Origin of the sequence: Mangrovibrevibacter kandeliae (assembly GCF_024519155.1) — a bacterium.
Lineage (GTDB): Bacteria > Pseudomonadota > Alphaproteobacteria > Rhizobiales > Rhizobiaceae > Mangrovibrevibacter > Mangrovibrevibacter kandeliae.
Window position 1 is genome coordinate 1,265,209 of sequence record NZ_JANIFJ010000001.1, and the last position, 13,156, is coordinate 1,278,364.

A 13,156-nucleotide genomic window follows, 5' to 3' on the forward strand; every position below is an offset into this window, starting at 1 on the left:
CGCCCGCTGACCCTCACGGGGAACCCGATGCTGTATTTCGCGCGCTGGAAGACCATCCTGATCTGGCTGACGGTCCTGGCCGGCGTCCTTCTGGCGCTGCCGAACCTGTTCACCAAGGAGCAGCTCGCCGGGTTGCCGTCCTGGGTGCCCAAGCAGCAGATCACCCTCGGTCTCGATCTGCAGGGCGGCTCCTACATCCTGCTGGAGGTCGATCGCGCCTCGCTCGTCGCCGACCGGCTGCAGACGCTGCGCGACGACGTGCGCCAGACGCTGCGCAATGCGCGCATCGGCTATAGCGGCCTCGGCGAGAGCGGCAGCACGGTCACGGTTCAGCTGCGCGATGCCGCCGACGCCGACAAGGCGCGCACGGCGTTGCAGGATCTCGTGCATCCCGTCTCGACCGGCCTCCTCGCCGGCGGCTCGGTCACCGAGGTCGCCCTCGACGAAAGCGAGCCCGGCGCCTTCCGCCTGTCGCTCACCGACGACGGCATCACCTATCGCCTGTCCACCGCCGTTGCGCAGTCCATCGAAGTCGTGCGCCGGCGCGTCGACGAGCTCGGCACGACCGAGCCGGTGATCCAGCGCCAGGGCACGGACCGCATCATGGTCCAGGTGCCCGGGCTCGGAGACCCGCAGCGGCTGAAGTCGCTGCTCAACCAGACCGCCAAGCTGACCTTCCGCCTCGTCGATGTCACGGCCTCGGCCGAGGACGTGGCCCGCGGCGGCCGGGCGCCGGCGGGCGATGAGCTGCTCTACAGCAACGACACGCCGCCGCGCCCGGTGCTGGTGCAGCGGCAGGTGATGGTGTCGGGCGAGAACCTCACCGATGCGCAGCCGGGCTTCGACAGCCGCACCAACGAGCCGGTCGTCAACATCCGCTTCGACACACGGGGCGCCCAGCGCTTCGGTGCGGTGACCCAGCAGAATGTCGGCAAGCCCTTCGCCATCGTGCTCGACGACAAGGTGCTGTCGGCGCCGAACATCCGCGAGGCGATCCTCGGCGGCCAGGCGCAGATCTCCGGCAGCTTCACCGTGCAGAGCGCCAACGACCTTGCGGTGCTGCTGCGGGCCGGCGCTCTGCCGGCGACGCTGAACATCATCGAGGAGCGCACCGTCGGCCCCGGCCTCGGCGCCGACTCGATCGCGGCCGGCGAGATCGCCGGCATCATCGGCGCGGCGCTCGTCGTCGTCTTCATGGTGCTCGCCTACGGCTTCCTCGGCGTCATCGCCAACATTGCGCTTGCGGCCAACGTGATCCTGCTCCTGGCGATCCTGTCGATGATCGGCGCGACGCTGACGCTGCCCGGCATCGCCGGCATCGTCCTGACCGTCGGCATGGCGGTCGATTCGAACGTCCTGATCTACGAACGCATTCGCGAGGAGCGACGCAACGGGCGCACGGTCATCCAGGCGATCGCCAACGGCTTCGAGCGGGCGCTCGCCACCATCATCGACGCCAACATCACGACCCTGATCGCGGCCGTGATCCTGTTCTTCCTCGGCTCCGGACCGGTCCGCGGCTTTGCGGTAACGCTCGCGGTCGGCATCGTGACGACGGTCTTCACCGCCTTCACCCTGACCCGCTGGCTGATGGCCGAATGGGTCCGCCGCCGGCGGCCGAAGGAACTGCCGCGCCATATCATGACGCTGATCCCGCACGGGTTGTGGATCCCGTTCATGAAGATCCGCCTGCAGGTCTTCGCCGCCTCGGTCGTCCTCTGCATCCTGTCGGTCGGCGCGCTGTTCGGTGTCGGTCTGAACTTCGGCATCGATTTCACCGGCGGAACGCTGATCGAGGTGCAGGCGAAGGCCGAGACCGCCGATGTCGGCGGCATCCGCGATAAGCTCTCCGTCGTCGGGATCGGCGATGCGCAGGTGCAGGAGTTCGGCACCTCGCGCGAGGCGCTGATCCGGATCGGCGCGCAGTCCGACGAAGGCGGCACGGCGCAGGCGACGATCGACAAGGCGACGCAGGCGCTCTCGGCCGACTACGATGTGCGCCGGACGGAGGTCGTCGGCCCGACCGTCTCCGGCGAGCTGGCCTGGGCCGCCATTCTCGGCGTCCTGGCCTCGCTCGGCGCGATCCTCGTCTATGTCTGGCTGCGCTTCGAGTGGCAGTTCGCGCTCGGTGCGATCATCGCGACCGTCAACGACATCCTGCTGACGCTCGGCTTCCTCGTGCTGACGCAGCTCGAGTTCAACCTGTCGAGCATCGCGGCGCTGTTGACGATCGTCGGCTACTCCCTGAACGACACCGTCGTCGTCTACGACCGCGTGCGCGAGAACCTGCGCAAGTACAAGAAGATGCCGCTCGGCCAGTTGCTCGACACCTCCGACAACGAAACCTTGTCGCGCACGGTGATGACGTCGATGACGACGCTGCTCGCGCTGTTCGCGCTGTTCGTGTTCGGCGGTGAGGTCATCCGCTCCTTCGTCGCGGCGATGCTGTTCGGCGTCGGCATCGGCACCTTCTCGTCGATCTTCGTCGCCGCGCCGATCCTGATCTTCTTCAAGCTGCGGCCGGTCGGCACGGTGCCGGACGAGCAGGCGACGCCGCCCGCCAACGCTGCGACGCCCGGCAAGGCCTGACGTGGCGCAGGGCATCGAGATCCGCGAGGCGCACTTTCCCGGCCGGGCGCCGATCGATGCCTATGGCAACGGCGGCTTCCGCTTCGCGCAGATGTCGCACCGCGGCTCGATCCTCTGCCTACCGTCCGGGATCTATGGCTGGGACGGGACCGAGCAGGCGCCGTTCTCCGGCGAACGCCTTCTCAAGGTGTTCGAAGAGGCCGAGGGCGTGCGCTTCCTCCTCTTCGGCACGGGACAGGACATCCGGCGGGTGCCGCACGCACTCGCCGACCGGTTTCGGCAGGCGGGCATTTCGGTCGATCCGATGTCGACCGGTGCGGCCGTGCGCACCTTCAACGTGATGCTGTCGGAAGGCCGACCCGTCGCCGCCGCGCTCGTCGCGGTGGATTGAGGGCGGGATCGCGCTTGCGTTCCGGATCGCGGCGATGACGCCGAGCAGCAGAGGCTCTTCGAACGAGGCCCTCGTGCGCGACCAGGACCCGGACCGCTTCGTGTCGGTCCCGTTCGCGCCGCCGGAGCGCCGTCCGGCCTTGCTCGCGCTCTATGCGTTCAACATCGAGATCGCCTCGGTCCGCGAGCGGGTGAGCCAGCCGATGCCGGGCGAGATCCGTCTGCAGTGGTGGCGCGACCTCCTGCGCACCGCGGCCGGGGATCCGGCGGCGGGCGGGCAGGGGCACCCGGTCGCTGAAAGCCTCCTTGCCGCGATCCGCGCGCATGATCTGCCGTTCGATGCCTTCGACCGGATGATCGAGGCCCGCATCTTCGACCTTTACGACGATCCAATGCCTTCCCGCGCCGCATTTGAAGGCTATGCCGGCGACACGGCGTCGGCGTTGATCATGCTGGCGGCGATGATCCTCGATCGCGACGCGGCGCCGGGCGCCGCCGATGCCGCCGGCCATGCCGGTGTGTCACAGGCCGCAGCGGGCGCACTGCGGCTGCTGCCGATCCACCGGCGGCGGGGACAGACCGTCTTGCCGGCCGATCTCATGGCCGCGGCCGGCTGCTCGCCCGAGGAGCTGCGCGACGGGGCGGCGGAGCCCACGGCGCGCGTCGTCGCTGCCGCGGTCGCCTTCGCGCGCGAGCATCAGCGCCGCTTCGAGCGCCAGTGGCCGAACCTGCCGCGCTCGATCCGCCCGGCGTTCCTGCCGGCGCAGCTGACGCCGCTCTATCTGGACCGCCTGGAGCGGCGCGGCAGCGGCCTCGATACGATCGCTTCGGTGGGGCCCCTGCGGCGCTCGTTTCTCTACTGGCAGCGGATGCGGCGATGAGCGGCGGCGATCTCGCCACCTCGACGGGCCGCCGCAGCCGCGTGCGCCGAACCGTCGATGCCGCCCGCGCTGCGGCGATCTCGGCGACGGGCCGCTTTCCGGTCGCCGTTGCCTGCATCTTCGGCGTCTGCCTCCTCGCCAATCTGCTGGTCGAGGAGATCGATCTCGACGGCGACGTCGTCTACCGGCTGCTCACGACCCTTTTCGGTGCCGCCATCGCGGCGACCATCGCGCGCCTCGTGGCCGAGTCCCGACAGGTGGCGAGCCGGCGCGCGACGGTGCTGTCGGCCGTCGCGGGGCTCGTCGCCGGGGCTGCGATCGGGTTCGCCGACCATCTCGGCCTGTCGAGGCTGGTGCTGCTGCCTGCCGCCTTCGCGCTGATCCCCGTTGCACCCTTCGCGCGCCGCGGCACGCCCCGCGACTTCTGGCAGTTCGCGGTAATCTGGGGCGCGGGCCTCTGTCTGTCGGTTCTGTCGGCACTGCTGTTCGCCGGCGGCATGTCGGCGGTCCTTGCGCTGGCGCGCTTCCTGCTCGAGATCGATCTGCCCGGGCGGATCGACGCGCACGTCTGGGCCACGGCTCTGACGCTGATCGCGCCGCTGTTTGCGCTGTCCCGGTTGCCGCACCGCTTCGACCGGCTGGCCGCCTCCGGACCGGACGATCCGGTCTCGCCGGGGCTGCGCACGCTGGTCGACTGGGTGGCGATGCCGCTCGTCTGCCTGCTGGCACTGGTGATCCACGCCTATGCCGTGAAGGTGCTGGTTGGCTCGGAGCTGCCGAAGGGCGAAATCGGCTGGATCGTCAGCCTCTATCTCTGCCTCGTGATGCTGGTGCGCATCGCGATCGATCCGTTCCTGCGGGCCTCCGCCGGCCCGCGGCAGGCCTTCGCCCGGTTCTGGGTCGCCATCCTGATCGTGCCGGCCCTGCTGCTCGGCGACGCGCTCTGGCTGCGCATTGCAGCCGAAGGAGTGACGGTCCCGCGCTACGTCATCGGCGCCGGCCTCCTGGCGACCGCGCTGGTCATCGCGGCGCAGGCTTTGCCACGCTGGCGGGGCGACGTGCGTCTGATCTACGCCCTGCCGTTGCTCGTCTTCGCGCTCGGTGCGTTCGGCCCGTGGGGCGCCGTCGACGTCTCCGGCCGCAGCCAGGCCGCGCGAATCGCGGCGTTGCTGACGCCGCGGTCGAATGGTGACGCGGCGTTCGTCGAGCCGGCATCCCTGTCAGCCGTGCAGCGGCAGGAGCTGAACTCGCGCCTGTGGGTGCTGGCCGGCCTCGGCCAGCTCCGGCGCGTGGTCCCGCTGGCGCCACAAGCCCGGCGCGAGGCGCTCGAGCGGGAAATCCGAACCGCGCCCGACAACGCGGCGGGCGTTCTCGTGGCGCTCGGGATCGACCCCGACAGCGCTGCCCCTACACCGAGCGTCCGCCGGCTGCAGGTCGATGTCGATGCGCCCTTCGACGTCTCCGGTTACGACATGCTGGCCCCGGATCTTCCGCTCGGTGCCGCGGTCGCAACGAACGATGCGTCCGGCACAGGCCCGACGCTGCGCATCGACGGCGACGCTCTGGTGGTGCGGTTCGCCGGGGTTGAAGACCGTCTCGTCTGGCAACCGGCGGTCGCGACACTGCCGAGGACGCTCTACGACTCCGGCCGCACACCGCAGCCGGCGGCGCCGCTTCTCGACCTCGTCAGTGCCGGCGGCCGGCACGTGCGTCTGCGCGTGACGCGGCTTCTCGTGGAGGAGGCGAGCGGCCGCGTCACCGAGGGCAGCCTCGGCCTGCTCCTGCGTCGCGCGGAATGGCCCGTGGCGCAGGAGCCGTCACTCGGCGGCGGCCGCGAGCGCGCTCGACCCTAGCCAGGCGGCGAAGTCGGCAAGCGCTCGCCGGGACAGCGCCTGCTTCTTGGCGACGGTCTTTTCCTTGCCCCGAAACCGCTTCTGGCCTTCGGGCTTCTGGATCGCCCCGGGCTCCAGCGGCGGAAACAGGCCGAAATTGACGTTCATCGGCTGGAAGGAGCGCTTGCCGCCTTCCTCCTCGGCGGTGATGTGGCCGCCGGTGATGTGGCCGAGAAGCGCGCCCATCGCTGTCGTCGCGGGTGGCGGCACGGCCGTCAGGCCGAGCGCCTCGGCCGCAGCGAAGCGGCCCGCCATCAGCCCGACCGAGGCAGACTCGACATAGCCCTCGCAGCCGGTCACCTGACCGGCGAAGCGCAGCGCCGGGCGCGTCTTCAGCCGCAGCACCGGATCGAGGAGCACGGGCGAGTTCAGGTAGCTGTTGCGGTGCAGGCCGCCCAGCCGGGCGAACTCGGCGTTCTCGAGACCCGGGATCATGCGGAAGATCTCGGCCTGCGCGCCGTAGCGCAGCTTGGTCTGGAAGCCGACCATGTTGTAGAGCGTGCCCAGCGCATTGTCCTGGCGCAGCTGCACCACCGCGTAGGGCTTGATCTCGGGCTGGTGCGCGTTGGTCAGACCCATCGGCTTCATCGGCCCGTGCCGCAGCGTCTCCACGCCGCGCTCGGCCATCACCTCGATCGGCAGGCAGCCGTCGAAATAGGGCGTGCCCTCCCATTCGCGGAACTCGGTCTTGTCGCCGGCGAGGAGTGCCGCGACGAAGGCCTCGTACTGCGTCTTGTCGAGCGGGCAGTTGACGTAGTCTTTGCCGGTGCCGCCGGGCCCGACCTTGTCGTAGCGCGACTGGAACCAGGCCTTGTCCATGTCGAGCGAGTCGAAATGGACGATCGGCGCGATGGCGTCGAAGAAGGCGAGGGCGTCCGCGCCGGTTTGCGCCCGCACCCAGTCGGCGAGCGCGGGTGACGTCAGCGGGCCCGTCGCGACGATGACGCTCGGCCAGTCGGCGGCGATCTCGGTCAGCTCCTCGCGCCTGAGCTCGATGAGCGGATGTGCCTCGATGGCCGCTGAGACGGCGGCCGAAAAGCCTTCCCGATCGACGGCGAGAGCGCCGCCCGCGGGCACCTGATGCCGGTCGCCGCAGGCCATGATCAGCGAGCCGGCGAGCCGCAGTTCGGCATGCAGGACGCCGACCGCATTGCTCTCGGCGTCGTCGGAGCGGAAGGAGTTGGAACAGACGAGTTCGGCAAGACCGTCGGTCTTGTGCGCCTCGGTGCCGCGCACCGGGCGCATCTCGTGCAGGATGACGGGCACGCCGGCCTCGGCCAGCTGCCAGGACGCCTCGGAGCCGGCAAGGCCGCCGCCGATGACGTGGACGGGTTCGATCGACATGCGCGCCGATGTAGCACCGGCCGGCATCCGGCGAAAGTCGCGCCGTCCGAGCGCGCGGCCCATCGGCGCCTCACGTGCAGAGACGACAAAGCCCGCCGGGGGAGGACCGGCGGGCTCTGAGAAGTGGCCGGCGCTGGGAGGAGGATGCGCCGACCGATCCGCGAGGCCCTTTGGGAGGAGGACGGGCCTACACGAATGTCCTGAAACTCGCGCCCGTCGGGGGGAGGACCCGACGGGCGTTTGAGTGACCTGCGCTGGGAGGAGGATGCGCAGGCCGTATCCGCGCGGACCTTTGGGAGGAGGATGGTCCGGCGCGAAACTCTCTGATCTCGTGCCCGCCGGGGGAGGACCGGCGGGCCTGAAGAGGACCTGCGCTGGGAGGAGGAGGCGCAGGTCGTTTCCGCTCGGGCCTTTGGGAGGAGGATGGCCCTTGCGAAACTCTTGAACTTGTTAGCGCAGCGCCTGGCGTGCGACCGACGGGATGTCCGTCCGGCTGATGCCGAGATCGCTCAGCTCGCGCTGCGTCAGACGACCCAGCTCGTTGCAGGTCTCGCGGTAGCGGCGCCAGTTGCTGTAGGAGCGGATGAGGTTCATGTCGTGCTCATTTAATCGTTTGAAGTTTCGAGTGCCAGTGGCCCCGCTTCGATGTCTGGAAGGTAAGCCAACCGGTCCGTGGTCGGTACCCGGCGTTCTGCATGGCTGCCCTGCGGATGCTGCAACGCAACATTCTTGCCGCCGGGAGTCCACCAGCGCCTGTGCGAGCAGGAAATTCCTCAAGCGACAGAGCCGGAGACGACGTCGCCGACGTTCACCGGTTCTTAACCAGTGCGTCTCGACCACTCCGTCTCGCGGGCATGTCCGACGCTGCGATGCCGGACTGAGCGACCGACGCGGACGCCGCAAAACCGTTCTCAGCAGGGCATGCTTTGCCCTTTCGCAGCCGTCATGCCGGTGTTATAGAGGCGCGCTCCTCGCGAGCCCCCGCTCTTTCGGGTTCGCCAAGCGGGTGTGGTGAAATTGGTAGACACGCAGGATTTAGGTTCCTGTGGCGCAAGCCGTGGGGGTTCAAGTCCCTCCACCCGCACCAGTTGGCCGCTCCCAGAACTGTTTCGCCGATGCCGCCCCATGAGACTGCGCGCAGGCATCGCAACGCCAAAGGTAGGATAATGCAGGTTACGGAGACCAAGTCCGAGGGTCTGAAGCGCGAAATCGAGGTCGTGATTCCGGCCGCCGATCTCGCGGCACGGCTTCAGGAGCGTCTGGTTCAGGCCAAGGACCAGGTGCGGCTGAAGGGTTTCCGGCCGGGCAAGGTGCCGATGGCGCATCTGAAGAAGATGTATGGCCGCTCGATGATGGCCGAAATCGTCAATGACATCGTCAACCAGACGCCGCGCTCGGTGATCGCCGAGCGCAACGAGCGCTCGGCGATGCAGCCCGAAATCGCGATGACCGAGGACGAGGCGGAGGCCGAGAAGGTCCTCAGCGGCGAGACCGACTTCAAGTTCACCGTGTCCTACGAGACGTTGCCCGCCTTCGAGGTCAAGGAGACCTCGGGCATCAAGATCGAGCGTCCGATCGTCGAGATCGAGGATGGCGAGGTCGATGAGCAGGTGACCCGCATCGCCGAGAGCACGCGCAGCTTCGAACCGAAGGACGGCGCCGCCGAAAGCGGCGACCGGGTGACGATCGACTTCGTCGGCAAGATCGACGGCGAGGCCTTCGACGGCGGTTCGGCGACGGATTCCAATCTGGTGCTCGGCTCCAACAGCTTCATCCCGGGCTTCGAGGATCAGCTGATCGGCGCCTCGGCCGGTGATGAGCGGACCGTCACCGTCAGCTTTCCGGACGATTACGGCGCGCCGCATCTGGCCGGCAAGGAGGCCGTGTTCGACGTGACGGTGAAGGCCGTCGCCAAGCCGAACGAGCTGACGATCGACGACGAGCTCGCCAAGCAGCTCGGCCTCGAGTCGGTCGACCGGCTGCGCACCGTCGTGCGCGAGCAGATCGAGAGCCAGTACGGCCAGGCCACCCGCCAGAAGGTCAAGCGCCAGCTGCTCGACGCCCTCGACAAGGACTACGACTTCACCCTGCCGGAGAAGCTCGTCGAGACGGAGTTCCAGAACATCTGGACTCAGGTGACCCGCGAGCTCGAGCAGGCCGGCAAGAGCTTCGAGGACGAGGACACGACCGAGGAGAAGGCGCGGGCCGAGTATCGCCGCCTCGCCGAGCGTCGGGTCCGGCTGGGCCTCGTGCTGTCCGAGATCGGCGAGAAGAACAGCGTGACGATCACCGACGAGGAGATGCAGCGCGCGCTCTTCGAGCAGGTCCGCCGCTATCCCGGCCAGGAGCAGCAGATCTACGACTACTTCCGCCAGAACCCGGACGCGCTCGCCGGGCTGCGCGCCCCGATCTACGAGGACAAGGTCGTGGACTTCATCCTCGGCCAGGCCGACGTGACCGACAAGGTCGTCACGAAGGAGGAGCTGATGGCCGAGGACGAGGCCGATGCGGAGACGCTGGCCGCCAGCGCGGCCTGATCGCGCGCGACCCGTGACAACAGAGGGCCGGCTTCGCGCCGGCCTTCGCTTTTCTGGCGCCGGGCATGCCGTCCCGGCGAGGCCACATTGTCGCCCCATCGCGCGGTGACACCGCCCGCGGCGAGGCCGGCTGGATCCGGGTCCGCCGCGGCCATCGCCGGCCGGCGGCGCCTCGTTTTCCAGACAACCGAAGTACGGACCACATCGTCATGAGACAGGTCACGACGGGCGCCATTCTGGCTCTTCTGTGTCTCCTTCTGTTCAATGCGCCGGCGCTTGCCCAGGTGCCCGGCCTTCCTTCCTTGCCTGCCGCATCCGACGGCACGAAGGAGACCGACACCGCGGCAGGCAAGGAGCCCTCGCTCGACGATCTGATCGGGATTCTCGAGAACGACGACAGCCGCGCCAAGCTGATCGAATCGCTGAAGGCGGCCGCCTACAAGGCACCCGCCGCGGACGCGCCCGGCACGCCTGCGCCGGCGCAGGCGACACCCAACCACAACCTCATGCAGACCGTGCCGGGTCAGCTCGCCGGCTACTCCCGCGCGGTGGTCGGGTGGCTCCTGATGACCTGGCAGCAGGTCGAGCGCACCTTCACCGAATCGGTCGACACGCTCGCCGGCGCCGGGCGGATCAACCTGCCGCGCATCCTGGAGGCGATCCTGCCGGTCGTGCTGGTCGCGATCGTCGTCTTCGTCGTGCTCGGCTCCACCCGCTACGCCAAGACCCGCATCTACGATCGGCTGGCGCATCGCGCGGTGACGAGCGGTCCGTTCCGCAAGCTCTTTCTCCTCGTCGTCTCCGGCCTCGTCGACGCGCTGTCGATCGTCCTCGGCTGGGCGGGCGGCTACGTCGTGGCGGCCGTCGTCAACAGCGGCCGGCCATCGCTGACGCAGGCGCTGTTCCTCAACGCGTTCCTCGCCATCGAACTCGTCAAGGTGGCGCTCGCCGCCTTCGTCTCGCCGCGCTATCCGCAGCTGCGGCTGACGCCCTTCAGCGACCGGCAGGCAAGCTACTGGTACTTCTGGCTGTCGCGGCTGATCTCCGTCCTCGGCTACACCTTCCTCTTCCTTGCGCCGGTGGTGCAGGACAATTCCAGCGCGGCTGCGGCCGGCGCGGTCAAATTCCTGGTCGCGCTCCTGTCGCTCGCGACGATCCTGGCGCTGATCCTGAAGAACCGCCGGCGCGTGGAGGAGCGGCTCGGCCGACGCTACGTCGCGGGCAGCCGGACCTTCTCCACACGCTTCAACTATCTGCTCGGCAAGGTCTGGTGGCTGCTGGCCGCCGTCTACGTCCTGGCGCTGTTCTCGGCCTGGCTCACCAGCCCGACGACGACGCTGCCCTTCCTGCTCGCGGCGAGCGGCAAGTCGGTGCTGGCCATGGCGGTCGGCGGGCTCGTCGTCACGATCCTGTCGCGGCTGATCGTGCGCGGCGTGCCCGTGCCGGACACGGTGAAGGAGCGGCTGCCGCTGCTCGAGCGCCGGGTGAACTCCTTCATCCCCAATGCGCTGACGGTGATCCGCGTGCTCGTGGTCGTGGCCGTGCTCGCGGTGATCCTCGACGCCTGGGAACTGCTCAACCTCAGGAGCTGGATGGCCGCGCAGGCCGGTCAGCGGATCGTGGGCGGCATCGTCGGCGCCGGCACTGTCGCCATCCTCGGCTTCGCCGTCTTCCTGATGGTGTCGTCGTGGGTGGAGTACCGGCTGAACCCGAACTTCGGCACGGTGCCGACGGCGCGCGAGCGCACGCTCCTGTCGCTCTTCCGCAACGCCTTCACCATCACGCTCGCGGTCATCGTCGTGATGCTGGTCCTGTCGCAGCTCGGCATCGACATCGGCCCGCTGCTCGCCGGTGCGGGCGTCGTCGGCCTCGCCGTCGGCTTCGGCGCGCAGAAGCTGGTTCAGGACATCATCACCGGCGCCTTCATCCAGCTCGAGAACGCCATGAACGAGGGCGACGTGGTGACGGTGGCAAGCATCTCGGGCGTCGTCGAGCGCCTGACGATCCGCTCCGTCGGCTTGCGCGCGCTCGACGGCACGTACCACCTGATCCCGTTCTCGTCTGTCGATTCGGTGTCGAACATGACGAAGGACTTCTCGCAGTTCGTCGCCGATCTCGGCGTCGCCTATCGCGAGAACACCGACGATGCCAAGCAGGTGATGCGCGATGCCTTCGACCTCCTGCAGAGCGGCGAGCACGGGCCGGAGATCATCGGGGACTTCGAGATGTTCGGCGTCAACGAGCTTGGTGATTCCGCGGTCACGGTGCGCGGCCGGATCAAGACGCTGCCGGGCAAGCAGTGGGGCATCGGGCGCGCCTACAACGAGATCGTCAAGAAGCTCTGCGACGAGCGCGGCATCGAGATCCCGTTCCCGCACATGACGGTGTGGTTCGGCGAGAACAAGGGTGGCGGCGCGCCGCCGCTGCACGTCGATGCGCGGGCGCGCACCGAAAGCGTGGCGCCGCGGCTGGAGGCGCGGCCGGAGACGCCCGCGCCGGCGCACGTCGTCGACCGATCGCGTCACGGCTCGGTCAACTCGGACGGCAGCCCGATCCCGCCCGACAACGACGGCGAGGACGGCGACGGCCGCGGCTGAGCGCGTGCCGCGCGGCGCCGCGGAGCGGCCGCTTAACCCTGCCGGACGGCCGTAGTCGCACCGCTTGCACCTTCGACCCGGCCGCGGCTTGCACTCCCGCGGGGCGAGGACCTATCTACGGGGTCGAGTTCACTTCCCGAGTCGCAGTGCCGCGTTGCGTGTGCCGGCGGCGGCCAGACCGAAAGCGAGAGCGATGAAGCATCCCCTTGAGACCGCGATGAACCTCGTCCCGATGGTGGTCGAGCAGACCAATCGCGGCGAGCGCGCCTACGACATCTTCTCGCGCCTGCTGAAGGAGCGGGTGATCTTCATCACCGGCCCGATCGAGGACGGCATGGCGACGCTGGTCTGCGCGCAGCTCCTGTTCCTGGAGGCCGAGAACCCGAAGAAGGAAATCGCCCTCTACATCAACTCGCCGGGCGGCGTGGTGACATCGGGCATGGCGATCTACGACACCATGCAGTTCATCAAGCCGGCGGTGTCGACGCTCTGCATCGGACAGGCCGCCTCGATGGGCTCGCTGCTGCTGTGCGCCGGCCACAAGGACATGCGCTTTGCGACCCCGAACGCCCGCATCATGGTGCATCAGCCTTCGGGCGGCTTCTCGGGCCAGGCTTCGGACATCGAGCGTCACGCGCAGGACATCATCAAGCTGAAGCGGCGGCTGAACGAGGTCTACGTCCAGCACACGGGCCAAGACTACGAAACCATCGAGCGCACGCTCGACCGCGACCACTTCATGACCTCGGACGAGGCCAAGGAATTCGGCCTCATCGACAAGGTCTACTCGTCGCGCGAGGCCCTGGAGACCGCACTGGAAAGCTGAGATCGCATCCCGTCGACCGAGGCGGCCAAGAGGATTGCAGTGGGCGGCTTAAGCGTCGCGAAAGATTGCGGTCCTAGCCTCGTTCTCTGCAAAACAGTCA

Annotated in this window: 9 protein-coding genes and 1 tRNA gene; 8 read left to right on the top strand and 2 right to left on the bottom strand. The window is 68.6% G+C overall.

Going from position 1 to position 13,156, the window contains the following annotated elements; translation table 11 throughout:
- Positions 1–27: 27 nt before the first annotated feature.
- The 4 genes from secDF to NPA30_RS06175 are packed head-to-tail and all read left to right on the top strand — an operon-like array spanning position 28 to position 5,713.
- On the top strand, positions 28–2,589 hold the full coding sequence (gene secDF / locus NPA30_RS06160; protein ID WP_256801473.1) for a protein translocase subunit SecDF: 2,562 nt from the start codon (positions 28–30) through the stop codon (positions 2,587–2,589).
- Between the two features lies 1 nt (position 2,590).
- Positions 2,591–2,980: an Mth938-like domain-containing protein gene (locus NPA30_RS06165; RefSeq protein ID WP_256801474.1), complete on the top strand. Its 390-nt coding sequence runs from the start codon at positions 2,591–2,593 to the stop codon at positions 2,978–2,980.
- 34 nt (positions 2,981–3,014) lie between these two features.
- On the top strand, positions 3,015–3,860 hold the full coding sequence (locus NPA30_RS06170; RefSeq protein WP_256801475.1) for a phytoene/squalene synthase family protein: 846 nt from the start codon (positions 3,015–3,017) through the stop codon (positions 3,858–3,860).
- On the top strand, positions 3,857–5,713 hold the full coding sequence (locus tag NPA30_RS06175; RefSeq protein WP_256801476.1) for a DUF4153 domain-containing protein: 1,857 nt from the start codon (positions 3,857–3,859) through the stop codon (positions 5,711–5,713). The genes NPA30_RS06170 and NPA30_RS06175 overlap by 4 nt, the downstream gene beginning before the upstream one ends.
- Here NPA30_RS06175 and trmFO read toward each other — a convergent pair.
- Both trmFO and NPA30_RS06185 read right to left on the bottom strand, forming a co-directional pair.
- Positions 5,678–7,096, bottom strand: coding sequence for a methylenetetrahydrofolate--tRNA-(uracil(54)-C(5))-methyltransferase (FADH(2)-oxidizing) TrmFO (gene trmFO / locus NPA30_RS06180; RefSeq protein ID WP_256801477.1), 1,419 nt, complete (start codon positions 7,094–7,096; stop codon positions 5,678–5,680). The genes NPA30_RS06175 and trmFO overlap by 36 nt on opposite strands.
- Positions 7,097–7,546: 450 nt before the next feature.
- Positions 7,547–7,690 carry a DUF1127 domain-containing protein gene (locus tag NPA30_RS06185; RefSeq protein WP_256801478.1) on the bottom strand — a complete coding sequence of 48 codons (144 nt, stop codon included), beginning with the start codon at positions 7,688–7,690 and terminating at the stop codon, positions 7,547–7,549.
- Between the two features lie 408 nt (positions 7,691–8,098).
- Here NPA30_RS06185 and NPA30_RS06190 point away from each other — a divergent pair.
- The 4 genes from NPA30_RS06190 to NPA30_RS06205 all read left to right on the top strand — a co-directional run bounded on the left by NPA30_RS06190 (position 8,099) and on the right by NPA30_RS06205 (position 13,056).
- Positions 8,099–8,183 (top strand) — tRNA-Leu (locus NPA30_RS06190).
- A 79-nt stretch (positions 8,184–8,262) separates the two neighbouring features.
- A complete protein-coding gene (gene tig, locus NPA30_RS06195) occupies positions 8,263–9,633 on the top strand; it encodes a trigger factor (protein WP_256801479.1) in 1,371 nt (456 codons plus the stop codon).
- Between the two features lie 209 nt (positions 9,634–9,842).
- Positions 9,843–12,230, top strand: a complete 2,388-nt coding sequence (locus NPA30_RS06200; protein WP_256801480.1) for a mechanosensitive ion channel domain-containing protein — start codon at positions 9,843–9,845, stop codon at positions 12,228–12,230.
- A gap of 193 nt (positions 12,231–12,423) precedes the next feature.
- Positions 12,424–13,056, top strand: coding sequence for an ATP-dependent Clp protease proteolytic subunit (locus tag NPA30_RS06205; RefSeq protein ID WP_256801481.1), 633 nt, complete (start codon positions 12,424–12,426; stop codon positions 13,054–13,056).
- The last annotated feature ends 100 nt before the right edge of the window (positions 13,057–13,156 follow it).

Excerpts from the sequence above, each read along its gene's own strand:
- secDF (WP_256801473.1), top strand. The coding sequence starts at position 28 with ATGCTGTATTTCGCGCGCTGGAAGACCATCCTGATCTGGCTGACGGTC.
- NPA30_RS06170 (WP_256801475.1), top strand. The coding sequence starts at position 3,015 with ATGACGCCGAGCAGCAGAGGCTCTTCGAACGAGGCCCTCGTGCGCGAC.
- NPA30_RS06175 (WP_256801476.1), top strand. The coding sequence starts at position 3,857 with ATGAGCGGCGGCGATCTCGCCACCTCGACGGGCCGCCGCAGCCGCGTG.
- trmFO (WP_256801477.1), bottom strand. The coding sequence starts at position 7,096 with ATGTCGATCGAACCCGTCCACGTCATCGGCGGCGGCCTTGCCGGCTCC.
- NPA30_RS06185 (WP_256801478.1), bottom strand. The coding sequence starts at position 7,690 with ATGAACCTCATCCGCTCCTACAGCAACTGGCGCCGCTACCGCGAGACC.
- tig (WP_256801479.1), top strand. The coding sequence starts at position 8,263 with ATGCAGGTTACGGAGACCAAGTCCGAGGGTCTGAAGCGCGAAATCGAG.
- NPA30_RS06200 (WP_256801480.1), top strand. The coding sequence starts at position 9,843 with ATGAGACAGGTCACGACGGGCGCCATTCTGGCTCTTCTGTGTCTCCTT.
- NPA30_RS06205 (WP_256801481.1), top strand. The coding sequence starts at position 12,424 with ATGAAGCATCCCCTTGAGACCGCGATGAACCTCGTCCCGATGGTGGTC.